The following is a 22,786-nucleotide window of genomic DNA, read 5'->3' on the forward strand; positions in this document are numbered from 1 at the left end:
ATCAAATCAATCCGCGCTCGAGCAGCGCCTGGTGTGCGGCAAGCGGATCTTCAGCCAGGAACAGATCGGCAGTCTGGGCGGTGCGTGCGGACAACTCGGTGTGGTGAATGTGCACCGTGGGGCCAGCAATCAAGGTCGGGCAATTGACGTTCGCCAACAGCTTGGGCAGCTGCGCCAGTTGCATGGCTTTGCTCGAATACAGCAGCACGCCACGGGCTTGCAGATGCTCGACGGTCAGCGCCAGTTCACCGGCCGGCAGTGGCCAGTCGAACACTTGCACCGGGCAATCGGCACTGCTGATCAGCCATGCGCACAGCCACAGATGCGGCTCCAGCGGCAGGTCTGAATGATTGATCAACAGCAGCGGCGCCGAATGCAGCTGGCGGTTGTTATGGTAGATGCGTGCGCCGAATTTGCTGCGCAACCAGGAAAAGAAAAACGTCCGTTCCATCTGTGCGCCGAACTGGCCCTGCCAGCGCTGTTCGAGCTCGGCCAGCAGCGGCATCAGCAATTGCTCGCACAACGTCCGTGGCGGATACAAGGCGATGGCCTGATTGACGCTGTCATCCAGCGCGCGCTCATTGAGCGAGGTGACCGCCGACAACAACGTCTGATGCAGACGCTGCCAATCGTTTTCCACGGTTTCCGTGAAGGCCTGCGGCGCATCGAGCAGTGGCTTGACCTGGCTGACCGCAACGCCACGGTTGAGCCAGGTGAGGATGGCCATGATTCGCTGCACATGTTCAGCGCTATACAGTCGATGGCCCTTGGGCGTGCGCTGGGGCACCACCAACCCATAGCGACGTTCCCACGCGCGCAGGGTGATGGCGTTGACGCCGGTCTGCCGCGCGACTTCGCGAATCGGCAACCAGCCCTCGTCGAGGGCTTTCTTGAAGTCGGCGCCGAGGTCTTCCCGGGCGCTGCTGTCGGTTTTATCGTTCATTAGATCGCGTTTCGCAGACTGAGGTTTTCCGGGTGCGGCTGCAGGTAAACCTGCTGCGCGATGTACGGGTCCGGATGGAGTCGAAAGTGGTGTTTGAGCAGCGTCAACGGCACCACCAGCGGCACGATGCCCTGGCGATACTGGCCGATGATCTGCTGCATTTCCTGTTTGTCTTCGGCGCTCAGCGATTGTTTCAAATAACCGCTGAGGTGCAGCAGCACGTTGCAATGGGTGCCGCGCGTGGCGCATTTCTTCAGCGCGGCCATCAGCTCGCTGAAGTAGCGCGGGCCGAGCTCGGCGGGATCGCTGTCAGCCATATTGCCGAGCATCTTGCCAAGGTTTTTGTATTGCAGCGGGTTGTGCGCCATCAGCAGGTACTTGTAGCGCGAATGGAATTCGGTGAGGGCGCGGCGGCTCAGGCCCTCGGCGAGCACTTGCTGCCAGGCGCTGTAGGCCAGGACGCGGGTGATGAAGTTTTCCCGCAGCACCGGATCGTTGAGGCGCCCGGCTTCTTCCACCGGCAGATCCGGATGTTGGGCACAGAATGCCTGCGCATAGATGCCACGTCCGCCACCATTCACTGGCGCGCCATTGTCGTGATAGACCTTGACCCGTTCCAGCCCGCAGGAGGGCGACTGCTGCATGAAGATGTAGCCGGACAGGTCCTGCAACTCGGCGGCCATTTTCTCGCCGTATGCGGCCAGCGGCCTGGTGACGTTGATGGTCCGGTCGACGGTGCCGACGGCCTCGGGTTGTTCAGGGTCGCCGACCAGTCGGATCGGCTCACGGGGAATGCCCATGCCGATGGCGACTTCCGGGCACAGCGGGACGAAATCGAAATATTCGGTGAGGGTACGGCTGCATAGCCGCGATTCCTTGTGCCCACCGTTGTAGCGCACTTCTTCGCCCAACAGGCAGGCGCTGATGGCGATCTTCGGCTTGGACAGGGAAGCAGTAGACATGAGCACCTCGAATCTATACCTGTACAGAGAGTTATCTCTGTACAACTTTTCCTCAGCATAGATCGATGGATGTACAAGTCAAATGATTTGTATAAGATTTTTGTGCGGCGTTGATCTGTGGGAGCGAGCCTGCTCGCGAAAGCGGTGGGTCAGTAAAGGAATTTGTTTCTGATAGAGCGCTTTCGCGAGCAGGCTCGCCACCACAAGGGAAATCTATTTCCAGCCGAGTAACCAGAGCTTGCTGTCTTTCAGCACCTGCCAATCCAGCCTCTCGCTACGCTGGGTCAGCACCGCCTGCAATTCAACTTCCAGCACCGTACCTTCCTCGTCGCGGATCAGTTCGGTGACCAGAAAATGTTTTTCGCGATTTTGCGGATGGGCTGCTGTCCACTTCGACAGCAGCAATTTGCGCGGATTGATGCGATTCATTGCAGGTGTTCGTGCAAGCGACGTGCAGCCTCCTGACCACTGAGCCAGGCGCCTTCAACGCGGCCCGACAGGCACCAGTCGCCACAGGCGTACAGGCCCAGATCGACATCAGCCAGTGTGGTCCATTCATGGCCGGTAGCGGGGCGGGCGTAGAGCCAGCGGTGGGCGAGGCTGAAGGTCGGCGCAGGCATGGCGCTGTGCAGCAGTTCGGCGAACGCACCGTGCAGATGCTCGATCACGGCTTCCTTGGAGAGGTCGATGTGTTGCCGGCTCCAGGCGCTGGTTGCATGCAGCACCCACGTGTCGAGAGTGCTGTCGCGCCCGGGTTTGCTGCGGTTGCGCGCCAGCCAGTCGAGTGGGCTGTCCTGTACGAAGCAGCCTTCGATCGGCGTATCGAGTGGGGTTTCGAAGGCAAGGGCGACCGCCCAGGTCGGTTCCATTTTCACCCCGGCCGCGACGCCGGCAAGTTTCGGTGCGGCGGCCAGCAACGCGGTGGCTTGCGGTGCCGGTGTGGCGATCACCACATGGCTGAAGGGGCCGTGGGTGCAGCCATCGGCGTCCTGCAGATGCCAGTGTTCTTCACCGCGATAGACCTCGGTGATGCGGCAGGCAAACTGCACGTCCAGGCCATCGAGCAGGCCGCGCGTGATGGCGCTCATGCGCGGCGTGCCGACCCAGCGGGTCTGCTCGTCCGGCGACATGTTCAGTTGGCCGCCCTGGAAGGTGTACAGCTGCGGCGCCCACTCGGCGGCCCAGCCTTGGCTCTGCCAGCGCTGCACTTCGGTGACGAAGCGCCGGTCACGCGCGGTGAAGTATTGAGCGCCCAAGTCCAGCGAGCCGGCGTCGCTGCGCTTGCTCGACATGCGCCCGCCGCTGCCGCGGCTTTTATCGAACAGTTGAACGGTGTGCCCGGTCTCTGTCAGAGCCTGGGCGGCGGAGAGCCCGGCGATGCCGGTGCCGATGATTGCGATAGGTACAGTCATAGGGGCCTCGTTTACCTTTCTGTACAGACTACGCCGTCGATCAAACCTGTACAATTCTGTTTTTTGGTATAACTTCTAGCGTTCTCGTTCTGACAGCTTGGCCTATTGTTAAACCATAGAGCCTGCCCGATCGAAAAGATCCCTGCCTATAAAAATAGACTAGTGATCCGGGTTAAACGCCACGCGAGGAAGATGTCATGCACATATTGCTGACCGGCGGTACTGGTTTGATCGGACGTCAGCTCTGCCGGCACTGGCTGGAGCAGGGCCATCGGCTGACGGTGTGGAGTCGCCGCGCGGAAAAAGTCGCGCAGATCTGCGGCGCGCAGGTGCGCGGAATTTCGCGTCTGGAGGACCTCGGCGAAGAGCCGCTGGATGCGATCGTCAATCTCGCCGGCGCGCCGATTGCCGACCGCCCCTGGACCCATCGACGCAAGGCGTTGCTGTGGAGCAGCCGCATCACCCTGACGGAAACGCTGCTGGCGTGGCTGGAAACTCGCGCGCAGAAACCGGCGCTGCTGATTTCCGGCTCGGCGATCGGCTGGTACGGCGACGGTGGCGAACGCGAGTTGACTGAAGAATCACCGCCCGGCATCGACGACTTCGCCAGTCAGTTGTGTATCGCCTGGGAAGAGACCGCGCTGCGTGCCGAGAACCTCGGCGTCCGCGTGGTGCTGGTGCGAACCGGTCTGGTGCTGTCGGCCGAGGGCGGCTTTTTGTCGCGGCTGTTGCTGCCGTTCAAACTCGGGCTGGGCGGGCCTTTGGGCAATGGTCGACAGTGGATGCCGTGGATCCATATCGACGATCAAATCGCCCTGATTGATTTTCTTCTGCACCGGAATCAGGCCAGCGGTCCTTATAATGCCTGCGCGCCGAAACCTGTGCGCAACCGCGAATTTGCCAAGACCCTGGGCAGTGTGTTGCACCGCCCGGCGTTCATGCCGATGCCGACCCTGGCGCTGAAAGTCATGCTCGGCGAGCTGTCACTGTTATTGCTCGGCGGCCAGCGTGCGACGCCGGCACGCCTGGTGGAAGCGGGGTTCAGCTTCCGCTTTACGGATTTACGCGCGGCTCTGGATGATCTCTCCAGCCGCCTCTGAAATAGGACGTTGCATGACCGATCACGCTTTGCTTCTGGTCAACCTGGGCTCTCCGGCCTCCACCTCGGTGGCCGATGTGCGCAGCTACCTCAATCAATTTCTGATGGACCCCTACGTGATCGACCTGCCATGGCCGCTGCGGCGGTTGCTGGTGTCGCTGATCCTGATCAAGCGCCCCGAGCAATCGGCCCATGCCTACGCCTCGATCTGGTGGGAGGAGGGCTCGCCGCTGGTGGTGCTCAGCCGCCGCTTGCAGGAGCAGATGACCCGGACGTGGAAACACGGCCCGGTGGATCTGGCGATGCGTTATGGCGAGCCGTCGATCGAAACCTGTCTGCTGCGTCTGGTCAAAGCGGGACATAAGAAGATCACGCTGGCGCCGCTGTACCCGCAGTTCGCCGACAGCACCACGACCACGGTGATCGAAGAAGCCCGGCGCGTACTGCGCGAGAAGAAGCTCGATGTGCAGTTGTCGATCCTGCAACCGTTCTACGATCAGCCGGAATACATCGAAGCACTGGCCGCCAGTGCGCGTCCGCATCTGCAGCAGAATTACGATCATCTGCTGCTGAGCTTTCACGGCTTGCCGGAGCGCCATCTGAGCAAACTCGACCCGACGGGCAATCACTGCCTCAAGGGCGCCGATTGCTGCCAGACCGCCTCGCCGGCGGTATTGGCGACCTGTTATCGCGCGCAGTGTTTCCGCACCGCCGCTGCCTTCGCCAAAAGCATGGGCCTGCCGGACGGAAAATGGTCGGTGTCGTTTCAGTCGCGCCTGGGCCGGGCGAAATGGATCGAGCCGTATACCGAAGCGCGGCTGGATGAACTGGCCAAAAGCGGGGTGAAAAAGATTCTGGTGATGTGCCCGGCGTTCGTCGCCGATTGCATCGAGACGCTGGAAGAGATCGGCGATCGCGGCAAGGAACAGTTCCGCGAAGCGGGGGGCGAGGAGTTGCTGCTGGTGCCGTGCCTGAACGACGACCCGCAATGGGCCAAGGCGTTGGCCACGCTCTGCGAAAGAGCGCCGCTGGCCCTCTGAGCAAGCCCGCTCACACAGTGATCGTTCCCACGCTCTGCGTGGGAATGCAGCCCGTGACGCTCCGCGTCACTGGACGCGGAGCGTCCCTTGAGGCATCCCCACGCGGAGCGTGGGAACGATCATTGCGGGGGGTTAAATCAGCGGCTCATCCGCCTTCTTCTGCTTCCAGCCATCATTGCCCGGCAGGATCAGGTTCAGCGCAATCGCCACCACCGCGCACAGCGCGATGCCTTTGAGGCCGAAGTCATCAGGACCGGTGCCGGTGCCGACCAGCACGCCGCCGATACCGAACACCAGCGTCACTGAAACAATCACCAGGTTGCGCGCTTCGCCCAGGTCGATCTTGTGGCGGATCAGGGTGTTCATGCCCACCGCTGCGATCGAACCGAACAGCAAGCACAGAATCCCGCCCATCACCGGCACCGGAATGCTCTGCAGCAGCGCGCCGAATTTGCCGATGAACGCTAGGGTGATGGCGAAGATCGCCGCCCAGGTCATGATTTTCGGGTTGTAGTTCTTGGTCAGCATCACCGCGCCAGTCACTTCGGCGTAAGTGGTGTTGGGCGGGCCACCGAACAGGCCGGCGGCGGTGGTGGCGATGCCGTCACCGAGCAGGGTGCGATGCAGGCCCGGCTTCTTCAGGTAATCGCGACCGGTCACGCTACCCACGGCAATCACGCCGCCGATGTGTTCGATCGCCGGGGCCAGCGCCACCGGAACGATGAACAGAATCGCCTGCCAGTTGAACTCGGGCGCGGTGAAGTGCGGCAGAGCGAACCATGGCGCTGCGGCAATCTTCGCCGTGTCGACCACGCCGAAATAGAACGACATGGCAAAACCCACCAGCACGCCGGAAATGATCGGCACCAGACGGAAGATGCCCTTGCCGAACACCGCCACGATCAGCGTGGTCAGCAGCGCCGGCATGGAAATCATCATCGCCGTCTGATAGTGGATCAGCTCGGTGCCGTCGCCGGCCTTGCCCATCGCCATGTTCGCGGCAATCGGCGCCATGGCCAGGCCGATGGAGATGATCACCGGACCGATCACTACGGGCGGCAGCAAACGGTCAATGAAGCCGGTGCCTTTGATCTTCACAGCCAGGCCCAGGAAGGTGTAGACGAAACCGGCCGCCATCACCCCGCCCATGGTCGCGGCGAGGCCGAACTGGCCCTTGGCGAGAATGATCGGCGTGATGAAGGCGAAGCTCGACGCGAGGAACACCGGCACCTGTCGCCCGGTGACGATCTGGAACAGAATCGTCCCCAGACCCGCGGTGAACAGTGCCACGTTCGGGTCCAGGCCGGTGATCAGCGGCATCAGCACCAGGGCACCGAAGGCCACGAACAGCATCTGCGCACCGGACAGCACCGTGCGCCAGAGCGGATCGTTGAACTCTTGCTGCATGGTCACGCGTCCTTCTGCTTGGTGCCGAAGATCTTGTCACCAGCATCGCCAAGCCCAGGAATGATGTAGCCGTGCTCGTTCAAACGTTCATCGATGGACGCGGTGTAGATGGTCACGTCCGGGTGCGCTTGTTCGACGGCAGCAATGCCTTCCGGCGCGGCCACCAGGACCATGGCACGGATGTCGCGGCAACCGGCCTTTTTCAGCAGATCGATGGTGGCAACCATGGAGCTGCCGGTGGCGAGCATCGGGTCGATGATCATCGCCAGACGCTCGTCGATTTCCGGTACCAGTTTTTCCAGATAGGTGTGCGCTTGCAGGGTTTCTTCGTTGCGGGCAACGCCCACGGCGGAGACCTTGGCGCCCGGGATCAGGCTGAGCACGCCTTCGAGCATGCCGATGCCGGCACGCAGGATCGGCACGACGGTGATCTTCTTGCCGGCGATCTTCTCCACCGACACGGTGCCGCACCAACCGGCAATGTCGTAGGATTCGAGCGGCAGATCTTTTGTAGCTTCATAGGTCAACAGGGCGCCGACTTCCTGAGCGAGCTCGCGGAAATTCTTGGTGCTGATGTCAGCGCGGCGCATCAGGCCGAGTTTATGACGGATCAGCGGATGGCGGATCTCGAGGATGGGCATGGGAAAGGCTCCGGCGGCGGGCAAAAAAACCGGCCTAGATTAATCTATCCGAGGGTGATGTCCTATAGGACATTCTGTACGTTAGTCCATAAGAGCTTGATTCGACCTCGCGGGATGCGTACCTTTGCCCGCTTTTCCAATTCCGCCAACCCCTGGAGAGCGCCATGTCCGCTGATCTCGAGCATATCCGTCAAATCATGCGAGAGGCTGACTGCCTGTACACCGAGTCTGAAGTCGAGGCGGCCATCGCCCGCGTCGGTGCACAAATCAACGAGCAACTGGCTGACAGCAACCCGGTGGTGTTCTGCGTGATGAACGGCGGCCTGATCTTCTCCGGCAAACTGCTGACGCATCTGCAATTCCCGCTGGAAGCGTCCTACCTGCACGCGACCCGTTATCGCAACGAAACCAGCGGCGGCGACCTGTTCTGGAAAGCCAAGCCGGAAGTCTCGTTCATCGACCGCGACGTGCTGATCATCGACGACATCCTCGATGAAGGTCATACCCTGGGCGCGATCATCGACTTCTGCAAACACGCCGGCGCACGCAAAGTGCACACCGCCGTGCTGATCGACAAGGACCACGACCGCAAGGCACGTCCTGACCTGAAAGCCGATTTCGTCGGCCTGCCGTGCATCGACCGCTACATCTTCGGTTATGGCATGGACTACAAAGGCTACTGGCGCAATGCCAACGGGATTTACGCCGTTAAAGGCATGTAAGAACCTGCATTGCCCCCTGTGGGAGCGAGCCCGCTCGCGAAGGCGTCGTGTCAGTCAGCATCATTGAAAACTGACACACCGCTTTCGCGAGCAGGCTCGCTCCCACAGTTGTTTTTGTGTGTGCTGATCCTTGCGCGACAGCCATGCTAGAGTGCTCGGCCCCGCCCCCGGAGCCTGTCATGCGCCTCTTGATCCGCAGTCTCGCCGCCCTGTTGCTGTCTCTCAGCCTGCCGCTGTCCGCCGCGCCGATGCACAGCCAGTTCCTGCCGCCGGACGATCTGACCCTGCGCGACGCTGAACCCGAGCAACAGCAACTGCTGCAGGTCAGCGAGTATTCGGTGGTGGTCGGTGCGCAGCGCCAGTCCAATCAGCAGCCGATTCCGGTCACCTCATCCTTGTTGATCCGCCTCAAAGGCAAATCGCTGAACAAGGGCGCGAGCATTTCTCAGGTGCTGGTGAGTTTCGACGGCGAAAGCAAAAGCCTGAAAAAGCCGGCCTACGATGACAAAAGCAAAACCCTGACGCTGTTCTATCCGCTCGCTCAGTACCGCGTGGTGATTGATCTGTTGCGCAATGACACGGTGTATGTGCAGTTCCTCAGTTATGCCAACGGCCATATCTGGGCCGATTTGCACACCGGGGCGATTCGTCCGCGTTGAGCCGGGCGGTCGGGCAGGGGTAAACTGCCCGCCCCGTGTCATGTCTGCGAGCTGGAGTCGGCAATGCGTAAAGATAAGAAACAAGTGATTGGTGACGAGATCGGCGATGAGCAGATCAAGCTGTTCCTCGATTTTGAGCCGGTCGACGCCACTTCGCCGTCGCTGCACAAACTGATCAAGGCCTATCGCGGTTTGCGCATCGATGACTTCGAGCGCTTTCTGGGCTTCTTTGTTGCGGCGGGTTATGACGTTGATGGCAAGGATGAGCAGGGCAACACTTTCGTCAATTTGATCGAGGATCATCGCAACGCTGCCGACTACATCGAATTGATCAAGAAAGCTCGCAGCTGAGGCCACCTCACTACAAAGGTTTGTAAGCCAGAATTATTGGTTCTTGCTTGGCCATAAAAAACGCCCCGCACTCAAGGAGTACGGGGCGTTTTTTATGCCGCAAGATCAAGCGAAGCTTGGTGTCTCGCTGCTTTCTTCAACCAGTTCCAGGGCGATGTTGTTCTGCGTGTTGATCTTGCGATACAGCGCAGCATCGGTTTCCAGAACCTTTTCACGGGCCGGGAAGATTTCCGCCAGTTTGGTGGCCCACTCGCCGGACGCCTTGGCCGGGAAGCATTTTTCGATCAGCTCGAGCATGATCGAAACGGTCACCGACGCGCCTGGCGAAGCGCCGAGCAGGGCAGCGAGGGAGCCGTCCTTCGCCGCGACCAGTTCGGTACCGAACTGCAGGATGCCGCCCTTTTTCGGGTCCTTCTTGATGATCTGCACCCGTTGGCCGGCCACTTCCAGGCGCCAGTCTTCGGCTTTCGCCTGCGGGTAGAAACGGCGCAGGGATTCCAGACGCTGTTCCATCGACTGCATCACTTCGCTGACCAGGTACTTGGTCAGGTCCATGTTGTTTTTCGCCACCGCCAGCATCGGCCCGATGTTACCGGCGCGCACCGACATCGGCAGGTCCATGAATGAGCCATGCTTGAGGAACTTGGTGGTGAAACCGGCGTATGGCCCGAACAGCAGCGATTTCTTGCCGTCGACGACGCGAGTGTCGAGATGCGGCACCGACATCGGTGGCGAACCCACGGCCGCCTGGCTGTAGACCTTGGCCTGATGGTGCTTGACCACTTCCGGGTTATCGCAACGCAGCCACTGGCCGCTGATCGGGAAGCCGCCGAAGCCTTTGCTTTCTTCGATGCCCGAAGCCTGCAGCAACGGCAGGGCCGCGCCACCGGCACCGAGGAAGACAAACTTTGCGTCGACTTCGCGGGTGTTGCCGTTGTTGACGTCCTTGATGCTGACGGTCCAGCCGGCGCCGTTACGCTTGAGGCCGGTCACGCGCTTGCAGTATTTGACCTGGGTGTCCGGGGCACTGCTCAAGTGCTTGAGCAACTGATTGGTCAGGGCGCCGAAGTTGACGTCGGTGCCGTTCATCACGCGGGTGGCGGCGAGGACTTCGTCCGGCGAGCGGCCCGGCATCATCAGCGGCATCCACTCGGCCATCTTGCCTTTGTCTTCGGTGTACTCCATGTCGGCAAACGCGTGGTGCTTGCTCAGGACATTGAAGCGCTCCTTGAGGAACGACACACCGCTTTCGCCCTGAACGAAACTCAGGTGCGGTACCGGGCTGATGAAGGATTTGCACGAGCCGAACGTGCCTTTTTTGGTCAGGTACGACCAGAACTGCTTCGACACCTCGAACTGGGTGTTGATGTGCACGGCTTTCTTGATGTCGACGGTGCCGTCAGCGGCCTGCGGCGTGTAGTTCAGCTCACACAGCCCGGCGTGACCGGTACCGGCGTTGTTCCACGGATTGGAACTCTCCGCGGCACCGGAATCCATCAGCTCGACGACTTCCAGCTTGATCGCGGGGTCGAGCTCTTTGAGCAGTACGGCCAGGGTGGCACTCATGATGCCGGCCCCTACCAGAACTACGTCGACTGCTTCGTTATGCGCCATTTAACGCGTCTCCCAAATCTGCAGCACCAAATTGTCGGCATGGCTGCCAGGCGTTCCAGGGCAGGTCAGTGGGCCCGGGCTATCCATGGTCAGGTGGGCCATGTCCGAATCTTCGCAATTTTTCGCAACTTCGACGGATGCGTGCGGCCTGGTTTCAAGCGTTCAATGAACGCATTTTCGCGCAGGGCTGGCAATTCGACTTATGGTCGAGTCATCCGTTTTCGTGCAACCAAATCCGTAGCGGACAGGCTTCAGGCTCCGATGTTCGAGGTATACCCGGTCCTGTGTCGTTGGGCTGTTTCAGACGCTAATGGTGCATGTTCAGACGCAAAACTATTCATTTGCTCGCCACACTCTTGTGAAGTTGTGAAAACCCGTTTTTTTCACGCTCTTTTGAAGACGTGAACCTCAAAAAAGGGCTGCCTTGGCCTGGCACCTGCCCGCTAGGGCAAAACAACGCGGTGGCCGAGCGAATGACAGCTCTGCAGATTCGCGAAAAGCGGGTTTTTGCCGGAAGAACAGGCAAGCGCGCCAACTTCACTCGATCTGTGTGGGCGGCTCTCTGTGGGCGATTTTGATGTCGATGCATGCGCATTGACGCTGTTGCGGGGCCCGATCAGGAGACGTCCTTATAATCGGGGGGAGATTGTAGCGAAGAAATGCGCGCAGTTGCTCGTGTTTAATGACTTTTATTAGGCATCCGGTCAGATGCTCAACTGCACCTGACCCCGTGCGCGCATTTGTCGCGGTACGACTCGGGCGCTGGCGGGCAGCGGCTGGTTCAACCAGGTCAGGCGGATTTCTTCGATTTCCACCCAGCCATCGCCCATCGGTTGCAGGCTGCACTGCTTGAAAGCCTGGCAACGGCCGTTGCGGTCGAGCAGGGCGAAGCTGCGATGCAGTGGGCGAGGGGCGAACAGCGAGATCAGATAACGCATGGCAGAGTTCCTTGAAGGAGGACTGCTGTGAAGCTTGCCGGTGGGCCGTGACGTCGCGGTGTATGGACGGTGAAGAATGTGTGACAGGAACCGCTTTCGGCGGGGTTTGTCAGACATTTCAGTATTCACTGTGCGACGCTGGTTACGCGCAGTGGCCCACCGCTATACTGCCGGCCTGTTTGTGCCTGATTCTGGAGAGAAGAGCATGTTGCAACGCCTGTTGTTCGGTTTGATCACTGTCGCCGGTTTGACCCTCGCCGGCTGCGCCCACAGCCCGCAACAACTGAATCCGGAGCCGAAGCTGACCACGCAACTGCCAGCGGTCGGTCGCGGCCAGCCTGTCATCGTGCGTGTGGTCGACGGTCGTCCTTCGCCGACCCTCGGCACCCGTGGCGGTCTGTACCCGGAAACCAGCGCCATCACCGTACAGCGCGAGCAGATCCTGCCCAAGCTGCAGGCCCAGGCCGAAGCCGCCGTGCGGCTGCTCGGCTTCACCCCGACCACCAACGCACCCAACGCGCCGCAGCTGACCGTGACCCTGGCCGAGCTGAAATACCAGTCGCCAAAAGAAGGCATGTACGTGACCGAAGCCACCATCGGCGCGACCTTCCGCTCCGACGTGCAGAACGCCAACCGCCGTTACAGCGGCCGTTACGGTGCGTCGCTGGACCAGCGCTTCGGCATGGCGCCGAATCAGGAGACCAATACCAAGCTGGTCAGCGATGTATTGAGTGACGCACTGACGCGTCTGTTCAAGGACCCGACCGTGGGGCAGGTGCTCGCTGAGTAAGTTTGCAGCGAATCTGAAAAAGCCCGGGGCCAGTGATGGTTCCGGGCTTTTTTGTGGATCTGAGATTTGTGTCGTATGGGAAATCGATTCCCCTCACCCCAGACCTCTCCCGAGGGAGAGGGAGCCGATCGCGTGTGCTTCAAAACCTGAGTTCGGCGCGGTATCTCAAGTCGGCGTATCTACCGCAAACACCTCGTTCAGTCCCCTCTCCCCAAGGAGAGGGAGTCGATCGCGTGTGCTTCAAAACCTGAGTTCGGCGCGGTATCTCATGTCGGCGTATCTACCGCAAACACCTCGGTCAGTCCCCTCTCCCTCTGGGAGAGGGCTAGGGTGAGGGTGCTTTTGACGTTCAGGCAGCCTGAGAATAAAAATCGAGCACGCTCACGCCAGTCAGCAAATCGGTCTCGGGCAAGTCCGCATGCTGATGCCCGCCCAGCGCGCAATACACCAGCCAGTGCCGGTCCTGCACGTTGAAGGCGAGGCTGCCGACCAGGCTTTGCTGGTCGTCGTAAGGAGTGATGAGGTACAGGCGATCCTGGTTTTCCGCGTGCAGCATGTCGCATTCCATTCGGGTTTCGAGGCGCGCAGGGTGAAGCATCCACGTGACGATGCCATGACACAGGACAGCCATCGGTCGATTGTCAGGTTATTTGTCGCAAAGGCTGGGGCAGGGTGGGCCGGTTTGGGTAGAATCCGCGCCGCGGTCGTCGGTCTGGCGTCTGCCACACCGGTTAAGTTCGAGGTCTGTGATGTCGCTGCACTTGATGACGCTGTTTACCGCCCATCCCGCCAAGTTGATCAACCTGCTGGCCTTGCTGCTGGCCTTTCCAGGCAGTTGGCTGCTGCACGCGACCCGCCGACGAGAGCAACGCGCCCAGGCCAGCCTCGCCGCCCAGCGCCAGGCGCAGCCGAATGCCGAGCCGATGCTCGATTGGGCGACATTGCGCATGAACCGGTTTTTCTATCGTTTTGGTTTTGCTTGCCTCGGTCTGGCGCTGCTGGTGTCCTGGATCAGCACCCGCTTCTGAAGCAGTAGCAAACCTGTGGCGAGGGGATTTATCCCCGTTGGAGTGCGCAGCGCTCCCAAGTTTTTACCTGAGAAAAACAGGGCCTGCTGCGCAGTCCAGCGGGGATAAATCCCCTCGCCACCGCTTTTGCCTACAGCGGCAATCCAGCCTTGACCCGATACTGGTTGCGCACCGGCGTCGCATATTGCAGCACCAGGTACGGCCGATGCTCAGCGGGGCAGGCGTCCAGTCGGCTCTGCCATTCATCCTGCGCCTTGGCCAGTTCGTCAGCCGGGAACACCTCGGCCGCCGTAGGCACATTCAGTTGCGGGTCGGCATCCGCCCACTGCGCGTACGCCAGGTAATGCACCGGGAACAACCGGTAGCCGCCGAGAATCTGCTTGTCCATTTCGATCGCCAATTGCTTGGTGTCTTCGAACACCTCGGTGATCGGTGCGGCAAAGTTCACGTGCACCCGGCCCTTGTAGCCGGTGATGCCCTTGGCGATGCTCACGTCATCCTCGCCCGGCGCTTTGGCGTAGGTGCCGGTGGTGGCGCGGATGTAGAGTTCGCGGGCCTTGGCCTGGTCGCAAGGGTCGTACTCATAGCTGATCGACACTGGCGTCACGTTGAGCGAGCGGATCACTTCGCCGAACGGCTCGTCCTTGCGGCTCATGTGGAACATCTTGAGGATCGCCGACTCGGTGCGGTCGTCGCCGTCCTTCGCCCGACCTTCAGCCTGAGCAATCCAGATCGACGCGCAATCGTTGCGTATCGAGTGATTGATGTACGCCGACAGCAATTGATACGCCGCCATTTTCTCGCGACGGCCGGTGATCGAACGGTGGACGATGAAGCTCTTGTTCAAGCGCATCAGGTCACTGACAAACGGCTTCTGCAGCAGGTTGTCGCCAATCGCGATGCGCGGCGTCGGCAGGCCGGCGTGGTACACGGCGTAATTGACGAAGGCCGGGTCCATGACGATATCGCGGTGGTTGGCGATGAACAGGTAGGCGCTGCCGGACTTGAATTGCTCGACACCGGTATACGTCACGCCGTCGGTGGCGCGCTCGATGGTGTGGTCGACGTAGAACTCGACTTTGTCCTGTAAGGTAGCCACGGAATTCACGCCGGCAAACTCACGACGCAGCCGATGGGCTATAAGAGGTTTGAGCATCCAGCCGAAGGCACCGGCAAAACGCGGGAAGCGGAAGTGGGTGAGGATATCTAGAAACGCCTTGTCGCCGAGCAGCCTTGCCAGTACCGCAGGTACTTCGCTGTCGTCGTAAGGTCGGATGGCATCGAATTCGCCCATCATGCTCTCTTGTTGGAAACGGCTAGGGTAAGTAAAGGGTTTGATCGAAAACCCGCGGGGCACGGTCTGAAAAGTAGTCAGACAAAAATAGCCCTGCAAATAGACCGGCGATTATACGCACAAGTCACTGGGGAGACCGCGATGCTGGAAAATGCACTGTATGAATGTCCGTATTGCGGTGAGGAAGTCGAGACCACTCTGGATTTGTCCGGTGGGGATCAAACGTATATCGAAGACTGCCAGGTGTGCTGTCGTCCGATCACGTTCGTCCTGCAGGTGCATGAAGAAGAGTGGCATCTGGAAGTCTTCAGCGAAAACGAGTGAGGGCCGCGTATGCAGCGCATCTACGAACCGGCGAACCTGATGGAGGGCGAAATGCTCAAGGGCATGCTTGCCACTGAGGGGATCGAGGCGCATCTGATTGGCCGTGATCTGGTGGGCGGTGCGGGTGAATTGCCGATCTTCGGCCTGCTCTGGCTGTCGGTGGATAACGATCAGGCCGAATACGCCCGCGAGTTGATCACCGCGTACAATGCCGCGCTGCCGCTGCCCGGCGACGAACCGGAAAGCTTTCCCGGCACGCTGGTCTGTTAGGCTGGCCTTCGTTTTATTCAGAGTCGTGTTGCCCCATGTGTGGACGTTATGCCCTGTTTCGCTGGAACCGCGAGTTCGCGGCCCTGCCAGGTTTTCCCGCCGATCAGCAGGCGCAGTGGAACATTTCCCCGAATGATTCGGTGTTGATGCTGCGTGCCGAAGAAGATGGCCAGCGCACGCTGGCCCGTGCGCGCTGGGGCCTGACGCCGCCGTGGCTGACCGATCTGTCGAAGACCCCGGCCCATGCCCGCGCCGAAACCGTCGCTGAACAACCGATGTTTCGTGAGGCCTTGCGCTTGCGTCGCTGCCTGCTGCCGGCCAACGGTTTCTACGAATGGCGTGGCACCCAGCGCAAGCGCCCTTACTGGTTGACGCCGGGGGAGGGCTCGTCGTTGTTTTTCGCCGCGATCTGGGAAGCGTATCCGGTGCAGGAACAGGTCTGGCTGAGCACGGCGGTGATCACTCAATCGGCGGCGAGTCAGCGGCGGCCGTTGATTCTTGATGAAGCGGGGCAGGCTGCCTGGCTTGATCCCGAAACGCCGCTGCATGTGTTGCAGGGTTTGCTCGCCAGTGAACCGGCGGCGCTGCGCGAGCGAGTGTTGGCGAATCTGGTGAATGATCCGAAGTTGAACGGGCCGGAGTGTTTGACCCCGGCTTGATTTGCGTGGATCAAAAGCCCCTCACCCCAGCCCTCTCCCGGAGGGAGAGGGAGCCGAATGGGGGATGCTTGAGAGGTACACCGACCTGAACGATCTGTTGTGAATCCATAATCGACTGTTTTTTTCAGGTCGATGTATAGCGCAAGACATCGCGGTCGGTCCCCTCTCCCTCCGGGAGAGGGCTAGGGTGAGGGGCTCTTGATCTTTCAGACCTTGAACTGATTGATCAACCGCCGCTGCTGCTCGGCCAGTTTGGTCAACCCGGCGCTCGCCGAGCTCGATTCATCCGCACCGCCGGCCACTTCATTCGCCACCTGACCGATGTTGATCACATTGCGGTTGATGTCGTCGGCCACTGCACTTTGCTCTTCTGCCGCACTGGCGATCTGGGTGTTCATGTCGTTGATCACCGACACGGCCTGAGTAATGGTCTCCAGCGCTTCGGCCGCTTTCGCCGCGTGCTGCACGCTTTCGTCGGTGCGGTTCTGGCTGTCTTCCATGACGCGCACCACATCGCGGGTGCCCTGTTGCAACTGCTGGATCATGCTCTGGATTTCTTCGGTGGCCTTCTGGGTTTTCTGCGCCAGATTGCGCACCTCATCCGCGACCACGGCAAAACCGCGACCCTGCTCGCCGGCCCGGGCGGCCTCGATTGCCGCGTTCAGTGCCAGCAGATTGGTCTGTTCAGCGATGCCGCGAATGGCGGTGAGGATGGCGTTGATGTTTTCGCTGTCCTTGGCCAGCGTCTGCACCACCTCGACAGCCTTGCCGATTTCCACCGCCAGTACGCCAATCGAATTCGAGGTGTCGCGCACGATCTGCATGCCCTGGCTGGCGGCCTGGTCGGCGTGGCTTGCCGCTTGTGCGGCCTGGGTGGCGTTGCGCGCCACGTCCTGGGCGGTGGCGGTCATTTCCTGCACCGCAGTCGCCACCTGATCGATTTCGGCCATTTGTTTCTGCACGCCGATGTTGGTGCGAATGGCGATGTCGGCGGTGTGTTCCGAGGAATCGCTGACGCTCTGCACCGAGGTCACCACTTGCGTAATCATCGCCTGCAACTTGGCGAGGAAGGTGTTGAAGCCTTTGGCAATCGAGCCCAGTTCATCGCTGCGGTCGCTGCTCAAGCGACGGGTCAGATCGCCTTCGCCCTGAGCGATGTCATCAAGCATGGCGACCATTTGCTTGAGTGGCCGCGCAATGCCGTGACCCACCAGCCAGATCACCAGCAGGCCGATGCCGGCGATGATCAGGCCGACCATGGCCATGCCGAAGGTGTCGGATTTGCGCTGGGCATCAAGATCAGCCTGGAGGTTTTGCAGATCGGCCATGACCGCGTTGAGCGGCAATTGCAGCATCAGTGTCCAGCGTGCGTCGGTCTGGCCGATGCCGAACGGCAGGTACAGTTCGATGCGGCCCTTGGCCTGATTCACCGAATAGGTGACCTCGTCGCGCTTGAGATTGGCGAGACTGCTGGCCTGTTCGGCGTCGAGGATGTCGCTGACTTTTTCACCAAATTTGCTCGAGTCCTTGGTGTAGGCAACGATCCGCCCGTTGCCGCCGACCAGAGCCATTTCACCGGCGCCGCTGTAAAGCTTCTGGTTGGCGGCGAGCAGCATGTCCTGAATGAAGTTCACCGAGAGGTCGGCGCCGACGATGCCCTGGAACGCGCCGTTGACCATGATCGGTTCAATGAACGAGGCGAGCATGACAATCTTGTCACCGACCTTGTACGGTGCCGGGTCGATCACGCAGGCTTTCTTCGTCTCTTTCGAGCACAGGTAGTACTCGCTGGCGCGCACCCCGGTGGACAGGGTTTTCTGATCGTCGACATCGGCCAGTTTGTCCACGCCCAGGCTGCCGTCGGTATTGCGGAACCACCACGGCAAAAAGCGCCCGGTGGCGGGGTCGATACCGACCACGGCGCTGCCGATGTAGGCCGCGTCATTGTGGTCCAGTGCGTTTTTTTCCCAGCCGATGTAGGTGCCGAGAACCTTCGGGTTCTTTTCGACGTTTTCCTTGATCAGGCTGATCAGTTGTTCGCGGCTGACGCTCAGGCGCGGCTGGCCATCGGTGCCGGTTGTGCCGAGCAGGGCGTTGACGCGCACCAGGCCGCCGGCAATCAGCAGCGGCGCTTCGAGTTCGCGCTGGATCTGGCTGACCTGGGTCTGCGCCAGCGAGGTCAGGCGCTGTTCGATGACTTGCTCGAACTGCGCCTGGGTGCGCTGTTGCACCATTTCTTGAGTGCGAGCGCCGGAGAACAGCGCGTACAGCACCAGCGCCGCGACCACGCTCAGAACGATGGCGCCGGCCAGGGCGGCGACGGAAAACTGGATCGACTTGAACTTCATGGGAGCTCCGCACGCAAGAGGACAATCTGCGAGGGATTTATCGGCGGGGTGTGCAGGGCCATGAGAGACGTTGGTCGGAATCGGCCCGCGATGTCGCTGATGGATCGGTGCGCGGCGGATTCAATGCGCTTGAGGAATTTCCACGAGGTCTTGCGGCCATAGGTGAATGTACGCGCAATGCGTCCGTTGTATCTGGCGCCGATACAATTAGCCGCCTAGGATACGCCTCAGGTTTTCAGGGAGCTTTTGAATGAACAAGACATTAGTGGTAAGTGCTTTGAGCGCAGCGCTGTTGCTGGCCGGTTGTCAGTCGGTCAACACCACCAGCGGCGGTGCCGTGGGCGTGGAGCGCAAGCAGTACATGTTCAGCATGCTGTCCTCGCAAGAGGTCGATCAGATGTACGCGCAGTCGTATCAGAAGACCGTCGGCGAGGCGTCGAGCAAAGGTGTGCTGGACAAGACCAGCCCTGAAGCCAAGCGCGTGCAGACCATCGCCAACCGCTTGATCGCCCAGGCGCCAACCTTCCGCCCGGACGCGGCGCAGTGGCAATGGGAAGTCAATCTGATCAAGAGCGATGAGCTCAACGCCAACTGCGGTCCCGGCGGCAAGATCATCTTCTACACCGGACTGATCGACAGTCTGAAACTCACCGACGATGAAATCGCTGCGGTCATGGGCCATGAAATCGCCCACGCCCTGCGCGAGCACGGTCGTGAAGCGATGTCCAAGGCTTACGGAATGGAGATGGCCAAGCAGGGCGCTGGTGCCCTGTTCGGTCTGGGTCAGGACAGCCTGGCACTGGCCGACACCGTGGCCAACTACGGCATGACCTTGCCCAACAGCCGCGCCAACGAAAACGAAGCCGACCTGATCGGCCTGGAACTGGCCGCCCGCGCCGGTTACAACCCGAACGCGGCGATCACCCTGTGGGACAAGATGAGCAAGGCTTCCGAAGGCGCGCCACCGGAATTCATGAGCACTCACCCGGCATCGAGCAGCCGCATTGCTGCGTTGCAGGCAGCGATTCCGAAGGTGATGCCGCTGTACGAAAAAGCCCCGAAGTCCTGAGCCAATGATCGTTCCCACGCTCTGCGTGGGAATGCAGCCCGGGACGCTCTGCGTCCCATTGGAACGCGGAGCGTCCCTTGAGGCATTCCCACGCAGAGCGTGGGAACGAGCCTTCAAATCCCCTCACCACAGGTTTTGGGTAGTTCAGTAGACGGGGTTAAACCCAGCCGCTGCTCTGCATCGCTTTATAAACCGCAACAATCGCCAGAATCATGAACGCCGAAGCCGCGAGGCGGCGGATCAGGGTCAGCGGCAGTTTCTCTGCAGCAAAGTTACCCGCCAGGACCACCGGCACGTTGGCAATCAGCATGCCCACGGTGGTGCCGATAATCACCAGCCACAGTTCCGGATATTGCGCGGCGAGCATCACCGTGGCGATCTGCGTCTTGTCGCCGATTTCCGCGAGGAAGAACGCGATCAGCGTGGTCAGGAACGGCCCGAACTTGCGCGCCGTGCTGGCTTCGTCGTCATCCATTTTGTCCGGGACCAGGGTCCACAGTGCCGTGGCGGCGAAGCTGGCGGCGAGGATCCAGTGCAGAACGGCGTCGGAGAAGAAACTGCCGACCCAGGCACCTACCGCACCGGCTGCTGCGTGGTTGGCCAAAGTCGCGGCGACAATCCCGGCGATGATCGGCCAGGGTTTGCGAAAGCGAGCGGCGAGAATCAGCGCGAGCAGTTGCGTCTTGTCGCCGATTTCGGCCAAGGCAACGATAGCGGTGGGAACGAGTAGCGAGTCCAGCATCAGGGATTTCCTAAGGGGCGGGTCGACACGGCTATGACACGTACAGCCTTCCCGCCCCGGGTAAGGTGTGCGTGTCATAGGTCTTGTCAAACCCTGCGAACCGTCTGATGCGGACGCTTGGGTCGCATACGCCATGATCTGAGGATCAAGTATGTTGACGTATGCCGGACGAGCTTGGCGCTCGTGGGAGACTACTCCCCTAGGACGGAGCGGATTCTGCCTAGGCAAATCCGATTGGGCAAGAACAAATTTTCAGCCGCGCTTGGCCCGGTAGATCCGGAAACCATTGCCTTCAGCCTTGATCGCACACACGCCCAGGTGCTCCTCGATCAACGGCTGATACTTGAGGAAGCTGTTCGCCACAAGGCGCAGTTCGCCACCGTTTTTCAGATGTTTCGCCGCTTTTCGCAGCAGGTTCTCCGTTGCGAAATAATCGGTGTGCACGCCGACATGGAATGGTGGATTGCTCAGAATCGCGCTCAAACCCATCGGCGCGGCGTCGATGCCGTCGCCGGTCAGCACTTCGGCTTCCAGGCCATTGGCAGCCAGGGTCAGACGGCTGCTGGCGGCGGCGAATGCGTCGACATCCAGCAACGTCACCTGATTGTGCGGATAGCGACGTTTCACCGCAGCCCCGAGCACGCCGGCGCCGCAACCGAAATCGAGCAGATGGCCGCTCGGCAGTTTGTCCAGATGCTCCAGCAGCAGGGCGCTGCCGCGATCCAGGCGCCCATGGCTGAACACGCCCGGCAAGCTGATGACTTTCAACGGCCCTTCGGCCAGCGGCAGTTCGTAGGTCTGCGCCAGGCTTTCCAGCGGTTTCGCTTCAGGCGCATTGGCCACGGTGACTTGCCAGAGCTGGCAGTGCCGGGCGCTGTCGAGTTTGCGTGGCTTGCCGAACGGATTGAGCTGCTTGGATGCGCCTTCGATGCCGCTGCGTTTTTCCCCGACCAGAAACACCTCACGCCCGGCCAGACGCGACGCCACGGCGTTGAGGATGTAATCGGTGAGGTCCTTGGACTTGGGCAGGAACACCACAGCGCTGTCGAAATCGCGCTCCGGGACATTCACGCCGAACTGGCTGCGGCCCTCGAAACGCGCGTCCAGTGCGGCTTGGTCGCCAGCGTGCCAGCACCAGCCGAACGCATTCGGCAGACACCCGAGCAAATCATCGGCGGGCAGGCCGGCCAACAGCAGCGAACCCTGGAATAACTCGGCCTGACGAAGCAGTACTTCACTGCGCGGATCCATAACTGCTCCTTGAAAAAAAGTGCCGCAGTTTATCAACTGACGACCCGCAGCGCCTCACCGCTGAAGAACGCCTGGGCATTTTCGCTCAGTTGCCCGACGATACGCTGGCGTGCCTCGCGGCTGCCCCAGGCGTTGTGCGGGGTGACGATCAGGCGCGGGATATCGGCGGCGAGTAGCGGATTGCCCTGGGTCGGTGGCTCGACACTCAACACATCTGTCGCCGCACCGCCGAGGTGGCCGCTGCGCAAAGCGTCGGCCAGCGCTTGCTCGTCGATCAGGCCGCCACGAGCGGTATTGACCACAAATGCGCCGGGCTTCATTGCGGCCAGTTCGCCGGCGCCGATGAGGTTACGGGTGTGCTCGTTGAGCGGGCAGTGCAGGGTAAGGGCGTCGATCTGCGGCAGCAGTTCTTCCAGCGGCAAGCGATCCGGCCGAGCCGGGCGCCCCGGAATCTGCCCGAGCAACACGCGCATGCCAAACGCTTCGGCCAGTCGCGCCACGGCGCCACCGAGTTCGCCATGGCCGAGCAGGCCGAGGGTTTTGCCTTGCAGTTCGACGATCGGGTAGTCGAGCAGGCAGAACTGTTTCGCCTGTTGCCAGCGGCCTTCGCCCACAGCCTTTTGATAGTCGGCCAGGCGCGTGGCGAGGTTGAGCAACAGCATGATCGTGTGTTGCGCCACCGACGGCGTGCCGTAAGCCTGGCAATTGCACACGGTGATGCCGTGGGCGCGTGCGGCAGTGAGGTCGACATTGTTGGTGCCGGTGGCGCTGATCAGGATCAGTTTCAGTTGCGGGTTGGCAGCCATGGCGGCCGCGTCGATCACGACTTTGTTGGTGATCGCCACACTGGCGCCGTGCAGGCGTTCGCTGACCTGTTCCGGCAGAGTCTGGGCGAACAGCTACAAGTCGCTGAAGCATTCGCGCAACGGACCGAGGTCCAGATCGCCGAGGTCCAGCGAAGGGTGATCAAGGAATACCGCGCGGCGCGTGTTCGTCATCAACTGTACCTTTTGTGCTGTGAGCGGAGGGCGTACTCTGCCGAGCCTACCAGATGAAACAAATCGTTACGCTGACCCCGCAGCGGACACATAACCCTGTGGCGAGGGGATTTAGCGAAACGTCGCACCGCCCCGATCGGCTGCGCAGCCGTCGCAAAATCATTGCCTGCGGGCCAGACAGAAGTTTTTGGGGCTGCTTCGCAACCCAACGGGGATAAATCCCCT

The 22,786-nt window shown here is 60.8% G+C and carries 24 protein-coding genes, 1 pseudogene and 1 riboswitch; of the genes and pseudogenes, 11 read left to right on the top strand and 14 right to left on the bottom strand.

Features of this window, described 5'->3' with window-relative positions:
- Position 1 precedes the first annotated feature (1 nt).
- The 4 genes from D8U61_RS03065 to D8U61_RS03080 all read right to left on the bottom strand — a co-directional run bounded on the left by D8U61_RS03065 (position 2) and on the right by D8U61_RS03080 (position 3,317).
- Positions 2 to 943 (bottom strand): MerR family transcriptional regulator, encoded by a 942-nt coding sequence (locus D8U61_RS03065; protein WP_016773222.1) that lies wholly within the window; start codon positions 941 to 943, stop codon positions 2 to 4.
- Entirely contained in the window at positions 943 to 1,905 is a 963-nt protein-coding gene (locus D8U61_RS03070) for a DUF523 and DUF1722 domain-containing protein (protein WP_125925720.1), read from the bottom strand. Before D8U61_RS03070 ends, D8U61_RS03065 begins: the two co-directional genes overlap by 1 nt.
- Before the next feature lie 213 nt (positions 1,906 to 2,118).
- Positions 2,119 to 2,334, bottom strand: coding sequence for a TIGR02450 family Trp-rich protein (locus tag D8U61_RS03075; protein ID WP_016773224.1), 216 nt, complete (start codon positions 2,332 to 2,334; stop codon positions 2,119 to 2,121).
- Entirely contained in the window at positions 2,331 to 3,317 is a 987-nt protein-coding gene (locus tag D8U61_RS03080; RefSeq protein WP_024014282.1) for an NAD(P)/FAD-dependent oxidoreductase, read from the bottom strand. The genes D8U61_RS03075 and D8U61_RS03080 overlap by 4 nt, the downstream gene beginning before the upstream one ends.
- 197 nt (positions 3,318 to 3,514) lie before the next feature.
- Between D8U61_RS03080 and D8U61_RS03085 the strand changes: the two genes are divergently transcribed.
- Together D8U61_RS03085 and hemH are read left to right on the top strand one after the other, a co-directional pair.
- The gene (locus D8U61_RS03085) at positions 3,515 to 4,417 is read left to right on the top strand and encodes a TIGR01777 family oxidoreductase (protein WP_130926399.1); all 903 of its coding nucleotides are present in this window, start codon (positions 3,515 to 3,517) and stop codon (positions 4,415 to 4,417) included.
- Positions 4,418 to 4,430: 13 nt separating this feature from the next.
- Positions 4,431 to 5,456 carry a ferrochelatase gene (hemH, locus tag D8U61_RS03090; RefSeq protein WP_130902213.1) on the top strand — a complete coding sequence of 342 codons (1,026 nt, stop codon included), beginning with the start codon at positions 4,431 to 4,433 and terminating at the stop codon, positions 5,454 to 5,456.
- Between the two features lie 132 nt (positions 5,457 to 5,588).
- Here the strand turns inward: hemH and D8U61_RS03095 are convergent, their stop codons facing one another.
- Together D8U61_RS03095 and upp are read right to left on the bottom strand one after the other, a co-directional pair.
- Complete coding sequence (locus tag D8U61_RS03095) at positions 5,589 to 6,863, bottom strand: uracil-xanthine permease family protein (protein ID WP_016773229.1); 1,275 nt, start codon at positions 6,861 to 6,863, stop codon at positions 5,589 to 5,591.
- A 2-nt stretch (positions 6,864 to 6,865) separates the two neighbouring features.
- A complete protein-coding gene (gene upp, locus D8U61_RS03100; protein WP_024014279.1) occupies positions 6,866 to 7,504 on the bottom strand; it encodes a uracil phosphoribosyltransferase in 639 nt (212 codons plus the stop codon).
- Between the two features lie 164 nt (positions 7,505 to 7,668).
- On the opposite strand from upp, the gene D8U61_RS03105 reads away from it, so the two are divergent.
- The 3 genes from D8U61_RS03105 (at position 7,669) to D8U61_RS03115 (ending at position 9,236) form a co-directional block, all read left to right on the top strand.
- A complete protein-coding gene (locus D8U61_RS03105; RefSeq protein ID WP_016773231.1) occupies positions 7,669 to 8,226 on the top strand; it encodes a hypoxanthine-guanine phosphoribosyltransferase in 558 nt (185 codons plus the stop codon).
- A gap of 179 nt (positions 8,227 to 8,405) precedes the next feature.
- On the top strand, positions 8,406 to 8,885 hold the full coding sequence (locus D8U61_RS03110; RefSeq protein ID WP_130926400.1) for a hypothetical protein: 480 nt from the start codon (positions 8,406 to 8,408) through the stop codon (positions 8,883 to 8,885).
- 63 nt (positions 8,886 to 8,948) lie between these two features.
- The gene (locus D8U61_RS03115; protein ID WP_130926401.1) at positions 8,949 to 9,236 is read left to right on the top strand and encodes a PA4642 family protein; all 288 of its coding nucleotides are present in this window, start codon (positions 8,949 to 8,951) and stop codon (positions 9,234 to 9,236) included.
- A gap of 105 nt (positions 9,237 to 9,341) precedes the next feature.
- Here the strand turns inward: D8U61_RS03115 and mqo are convergent, their stop codons facing one another.
- Positions 9,342 to 10,850 (bottom strand): malate dehydrogenase (quinone), encoded by a 1,509-nt coding sequence (gene mqo / locus D8U61_RS03120; RefSeq protein ID WP_130926402.1) that lies wholly within the window; start codon positions 10,848 to 10,850, stop codon positions 9,342 to 9,344.
- A 704-nt stretch (positions 10,851 to 11,554) separates the two neighbouring features.
- Positions 11,555 to 11,788: a hypothetical protein gene (locus tag D8U61_RS03125; protein ID WP_016773235.1), complete on the bottom strand. Its 234-nt coding sequence runs from the start codon at positions 11,786 to 11,788 to the stop codon at positions 11,555 to 11,557.
- A gap of 205 nt (positions 11,789 to 11,993) precedes the next feature.
- Between D8U61_RS03125 and D8U61_RS03130 the strand changes: the two genes are divergently transcribed.
- Complete coding sequence (locus D8U61_RS03130; RefSeq protein ID WP_024014276.1) at positions 11,994 to 12,578, top strand: YajG family lipoprotein; 585 nt, start codon at positions 11,994 to 11,996, stop codon at positions 12,576 to 12,578.
- A 349-nt stretch (positions 12,579 to 12,927) separates the two neighbouring features.
- Here D8U61_RS03130 and D8U61_RS03135 read toward each other — a convergent pair whose 3' ends face one another.
- The gene (locus tag D8U61_RS03135) at positions 12,928 to 13,134 is read right to left on the bottom strand and encodes a hypothetical protein (protein ID WP_016770662.1); all 207 of its coding nucleotides are present in this window, start codon (positions 13,132 to 13,134) and stop codon (positions 12,928 to 12,930) included.
- A 193-nt stretch (positions 13,135 to 13,327) separates the two neighbouring features.
- On the opposite strand from D8U61_RS03135, the gene D8U61_RS03140 reads away from it, so the two are divergent.
- A complete protein-coding gene (locus tag D8U61_RS03140; protein WP_064362140.1) occupies positions 13,328 to 13,606 on the top strand; it encodes a hypothetical protein in 279 nt (92 codons plus the stop codon).
- Between the two features lie 130 nt (positions 13,607 to 13,736).
- Here the strand turns inward: D8U61_RS03140 and D8U61_RS03145 are convergent, their stop codons facing one another.
- Positions 13,737 to 14,903 carry a 1-acyl-sn-glycerol-3-phosphate acyltransferase gene (locus tag D8U61_RS03145; protein WP_122880675.1) on the bottom strand — a complete coding sequence of 389 codons (1,167 nt, stop codon included), beginning with the start codon at positions 14,901 to 14,903 and terminating at the stop codon, positions 13,737 to 13,739.
- 138 nt (positions 14,904 to 15,041) lie between these two features.
- Here D8U61_RS03145 and D8U61_RS03150 point away from each other — a divergent pair, with 138 nt between their 5' ends.
- From D8U61_RS03150 to D8U61_RS03160, 3 genes are read left to right on the top strand one after another with little or no spacing between them, the layout of a single operon-like run.
- Positions 15,042 to 15,224, top strand: coding sequence for a CPXCG motif-containing cysteine-rich protein (locus D8U61_RS03150; RefSeq protein WP_024014273.1), 183 nt, complete (start codon positions 15,042 to 15,044; stop codon positions 15,222 to 15,224).
- Between the two features lie 9 nt (positions 15,225 to 15,233).
- Positions 15,234 to 15,494 carry a DUF2007 domain-containing protein gene (locus D8U61_RS03155; protein WP_016773239.1) on the top strand — a complete coding sequence of 87 codons (261 nt, stop codon included), beginning with the start codon at positions 15,234 to 15,236 and terminating at the stop codon, positions 15,492 to 15,494.
- A gap of 35 nt (positions 15,495 to 15,529) precedes the next feature.
- Positions 15,530 to 16,153: an SOS response-associated peptidase gene (locus D8U61_RS03160; RefSeq protein WP_024014271.1), complete on the top strand. Its 624-nt coding sequence runs from the start codon at positions 15,530 to 15,532 to the stop codon at positions 16,151 to 16,153.
- Between the two features lie 206 nt (positions 16,154 to 16,359).
- Here D8U61_RS03160 and D8U61_RS03165 read toward each other — a convergent pair whose 3' ends face one another.
- Positions 16,360 to 18,501: a methyl-accepting chemotaxis protein gene (locus D8U61_RS03165; protein ID WP_130926403.1), complete on the bottom strand. Its 2,142-nt coding sequence runs from the start codon at positions 18,499 to 18,501 to the stop codon at positions 16,360 to 16,362.
- A gap of 250 nt (positions 18,502 to 18,751) precedes the next feature.
- Between D8U61_RS03165 and D8U61_RS03170 the strand changes: the two genes are divergently transcribed.
- A complete protein-coding gene (locus tag D8U61_RS03170; protein WP_016773242.1) occupies positions 18,752 to 19,570 on the top strand; it encodes a M48 family metallopeptidase in 819 nt (272 codons plus the stop codon).
- A gap of 157 nt (positions 19,571 to 19,727) precedes the next feature.
- On the opposite strand, the gene D8U61_RS03175 is transcribed toward D8U61_RS03170, so the two are convergent.
- The 3 genes and pseudogenes from D8U61_RS03175 to D8U61_RS03185 form a co-directional block, all read right to left on the bottom strand.
- Positions 19,728 to 20,312 carry a TMEM165/GDT1 family protein gene (locus D8U61_RS03175; protein ID WP_041479980.1) on the bottom strand — a complete coding sequence of 195 codons (585 nt, stop codon included), beginning with the start codon at positions 20,310 to 20,312 and terminating at the stop codon, positions 19,728 to 19,730.
- Between the two features lie 89 nt (positions 20,313 to 20,401).
- Positions 20,402 to 20,524: riboswitch (yybP-ykoY riboswitch) on the bottom strand.
- Between the two features lie 40 nt (positions 20,525 to 20,564).
- A complete protein-coding gene (locus D8U61_RS03180; RefSeq protein WP_130902216.1) occupies positions 20,565 to 21,563 on the bottom strand; it encodes a class I SAM-dependent methyltransferase in 999 nt (332 codons plus the stop codon).
- 32 nt (positions 21,564 to 21,595) lie between these two features.
- Positions 21,596 to 22,561 (bottom strand): annotated as a pseudogene (locus D8U61_RS03185) (2-hydroxyacid dehydrogenase).
- Positions 22,562 to 22,786 lie beyond the last annotated feature (225 nt).

The sequence above is a fragment of the Pseudomonas sp. Sample_14 genome (genome assembly GCF_004307515.1).
GTDB classification, from domain to species: Bacteria; Pseudomonadota; Gammaproteobacteria; order Pseudomonadales; family Pseudomonadaceae; genus Aquipseudomonas; species Aquipseudomonas atacamensis.